The sequence below is a fragment of the Aquiflexum sp. genome (assembly GCF_977115555.1).
Genome location: NZ_CDSBKL010000457.1, coordinates 1 through 3,004 on the forward strand (window position 1 = coordinate 1; position 3,004 = coordinate 3,004).

Here is a 3,004-nt window from a genome sequence, read left to right on the forward strand (position 1 = left end):
TAGTTGCAATCCTTATTGAAATTGAGTTTTCCCTTGGGCTTCCTGAAATGATGACAATGTTTTTCATGAAATAATTTAAAACTTTGAAAATAAATGATTTAAATACATTGATCTAAATCAAATATCTAATAATCTCCTGTGGTAATTGACCTGTCCCAAGTGGTAATTTAAATGCCCTTGTAAGTGGATCATAAAATAAAGGTAGGTCATTGGTTTACCAAAAACCTCCAAAGGGTAGTTGGTTGAATAATTGTCTTTTGGAAATTCAGAAATCGTGTTTTTAATAACCTTTATGGATTCTCCAATCTGGTTCAATAATTCACGCTTGGGCACATTTCTAAGTGAAAATTCTGCCTCCCTATCTCTGATGTAGCCGGTGTGCCCCATCACAGACCCGATAAAATGATTGAGATTTCCAATGAGGTGGAGTGTCAATGTACCCGCCGAATTGCTGATTTCTCCTGATATTTTCCAGATATTTTCCTCCTTCTTATAGGATTCCAATTCGGATATGAGCTTCTTCATATCCCTTTCAAACAATTGTATCAAAACATCTTTCATAGCTTTTTAGTCTCCAAATGTAATTCCTAAACCCTTTGCACCTTTCACAATGAAGCTGTCCTTTTTGACATAGTTGTATTCTTTGGTAGCATCCTCAAGCGGAACTGAAATGAACGAATTATTTTTGAAGGAAGCCATTTTTCCAAAATCTCCTTTCAGTACCATTTCAAAGGACTTCACTCCAAACAATGAAGCCAAAACCCTATCAAAAGCAGTTGGTGTACCGCCTCTTTGTACATGTCCCAAAACAGTTTCCCGGATTTCTTCTTTGATGCCTGCATCTTTGAGTTGCTGTGACAACTGAAATGCCACGCCACCGAGTCTTACATGATGGGAACCTTCTTCCCCTTTTCGGGATACAATGGTTCCTTCTTTTGGTTTTGCACCCTCGGCGATGACAATATTGACGAAACCCCTGCCTTTCTCATACCGGGACTGGATTTTTTTGACCAATTTGTGGATGTCAAAGGGTATTTCAGGTATCAGGCAGATATCGGCGCCACCTGCTATTGCAGTATGTATAGCTATCCAGCCTGCATCTCTTCCCATCACCTCCATGATCATGATCCTATTATGGCTTTCAGCGGTAGTCACCAATTTGTCAAAACTATCAGAGGCGATCTGTACTGCTGTTTGAAAACCAAATGTCATATCCGTGGCGGAGAGGTCATTGTCAATGGTTTTCGGAACTCCCACAACGTTTATCCCATGTTTGTATAGGGCTTGGGAAATTTTCTGCGATCCGTCCCCGCCGATATTGATAACTGCATCAAAACCAAGCTCTTTGATCCTGTCTGCCAAAATATTTGTTCTATCTACAAATTTCACATTTCCGTTTTCATCTGTGATAGGAAAATGCAAAGGGTCCGCTTTATTGGTGGTTTTCAATATGGTACCTCCTTTTACATGGATACCTGCAGTTTTGTTTTTTGTTAATTTGATGATTTCGGGAGGATCAGAATACACTCCGTTAAAGGCCTCTTTGCTGCCATAAACTTCCCAATCTTTTTCTTTTTTTGCTCTTTTGTAGATTCCTCTGATCACTGCATTCAAACCGGGGCAATCACCTCCTCCGGTCGCTATTAAAAGTTTTTTCATATTTTGTTAAAATGCTTTATTCGACTGATGCAACTTACGAAAATACCTTCTTAATTCAGGAATACAGATTAAGTAATTCTTCCCGTAGGTATAAGAAAATAAATAAAGCCTACAGTTTTTTTCTACATTTAATAAACCAATTCTTTTTTTTGCAAAACCAACATCTTTCTATGCAAACCGATATCAAAATAGCTGTACTCATCGATGCGGACAATGTTCCAGCCGGACAAGTCAAGGAAATGATGGAAGAAATTGCCAAGTATGGTAATCCCACCATTAAACGCATCTATGGTGATTGGACCAAACCGCAACTGGGAAAATGGAAAAACGTGCTGCTCGAAAATGCGATCAATCCCATGCAGCAATATGGCTATACCTCAGGTAAAAATGCCACAGATTCTGCGATGATCATCGATGCAATGGATATTCTCTATTCTGAAAAAGTCAATGGCTTTTGCATTGTATCCAGTGACAGTGATTTTACCAAATTGGCAACAAGGCTGAGAGAGGCCGGAATGATGGTCATCGGAATGGGAGAAAAGAAAACTCCCGATCCTTTCATTGTAGCCTGTGATAAATTCATTTACCTGGAAATCCTTCAAAAACAGACTGAGGAACCCATCGACCAAAAAGACAAAACAATCCCTGCCCCTCAGGTGGACAAAATCAATGCAAAAATCATAAGACTGATCGCTGCGACCATTTCTGATTTGGCGGATGATGAAGGCTGGGCATTTTTGGGGGATGTGGGAAATTTATTGCAAAAAAAGCAGCCAAATTTCGATGCAAGAAACTACGGATTTCAAAAACTCACACCCCTCATCAAATCAATTCCTGCCTTTGAGATTGACCATAGGGAAAACATCAAAGGAAAGACCAAGCTGATTTATGTAAGAAATAAATCCTGATCACTTAGATTTGCGAACCAATTCCCAACATATTTTTGTTGGATCTGCATGTGAAACCTCATGGACCTTGAACCCATGAATAATTTCAAAACAATGGAAAACAAAAAAAGGGTAGTCGTCGGACTATCAGGCGGCGTAGATTCATCCGTCGCAGCATATCTCCTCAAAGAACAAGGCTACGAAGTCATCGGCATGTTTATGAAAAACTGGCATGATGAAACTGTCACCATTTCCAATGAATGCCCTTGGATGGAAGACAGCACCGATGCCATGCTTGTTGCCCAAAAACTCAACATTCCCTTTCAGGCAATCGACCTCAGTGAAGAATACAAAGACAGGATTGTGGATTACATGTTTGCCGAATATGAAGCCGGAAGAACCCCCAATCCCGACATTCTCTGCAATAGAGAAATCAAATTCGATATCTTCCTAAAAGC

4 protein-coding genes are annotated in these 3,004 nt (G+C 39.8%); 2 read left to right on the forward strand and 2 right to left on the reverse strand.

Going from position 1 to position 3,004, the window contains the following annotated elements; all coding sequences use genetic code 11:
* Nucleotides 1-117: 117 nt before the first annotated feature.
* Nucleotides 118-525 (reverse strand): DUF1572 family protein, encoded by a 408-nt coding sequence (locus ACZFYI_RS18180; protein WP_462525544.1) that lies wholly within the window; start codon nucleotides 523-525, stop codon nucleotides 118-120.
* Nucleotides 526-567: 42 nt separating this feature from the next.
* Complete coding sequence (locus tag ACZFYI_RS18185) at nucleotides 568-1,659, reverse strand: 6-phosphofructokinase (RefSeq protein ID WP_462525545.1); 1,092 nt, start codon at nucleotides 1,657-1,659, stop codon at nucleotides 568-570.
* 170 nt (nucleotides 1,660-1,829) lie between these two features.
* Here ACZFYI_RS18185 and ACZFYI_RS18190 point away from each other — a divergent pair, with 170 nt between their 5' ends.
* Together ACZFYI_RS18190 and ACZFYI_RS18195 are read left to right on the forward strand one after the other, a co-directional pair.
* Nucleotides 1,830-2,567 carry an NYN domain-containing protein gene (locus ACZFYI_RS18190; protein WP_462525546.1) on the forward strand — a complete coding sequence of 246 codons (738 nt, stop codon included), beginning with the start codon at nucleotides 1,830-1,832 and terminating at the stop codon, nucleotides 2,565-2,567.
* A gap of 93 nt (nucleotides 2,568-2,660) precedes the next feature.
* Nucleotides 2,661-3,004 (forward strand): asparagine synthase-related protein (locus ACZFYI_RS18195; protein WP_462525547.1); only part of this gene is annotated, 344 nt, incomplete at its 3' end.

Bases quoted from the DNA above. Each gene is read 5' to 3' on its own strand.
- ACZFYI_RS18180 (WP_462525544.1), bottom strand. From the start codon at position 525: ATGAAGAAGCTCATATCCGAATTGGAATCCTATAAGAAGGAGGAAAAT.
- ACZFYI_RS18185 (WP_462525545.1), bottom strand. From the start codon at position 1,659: ATGAAAAAACTTTTAATAGCGACCGGAGGAGGTGATTGCCCCGGTTTG.
- ACZFYI_RS18190 (WP_462525546.1), top strand. From the start codon at position 1,830: ATGCAAACCGATATCAAAATAGCTGTACTCATCGATGCGGACAATGTT.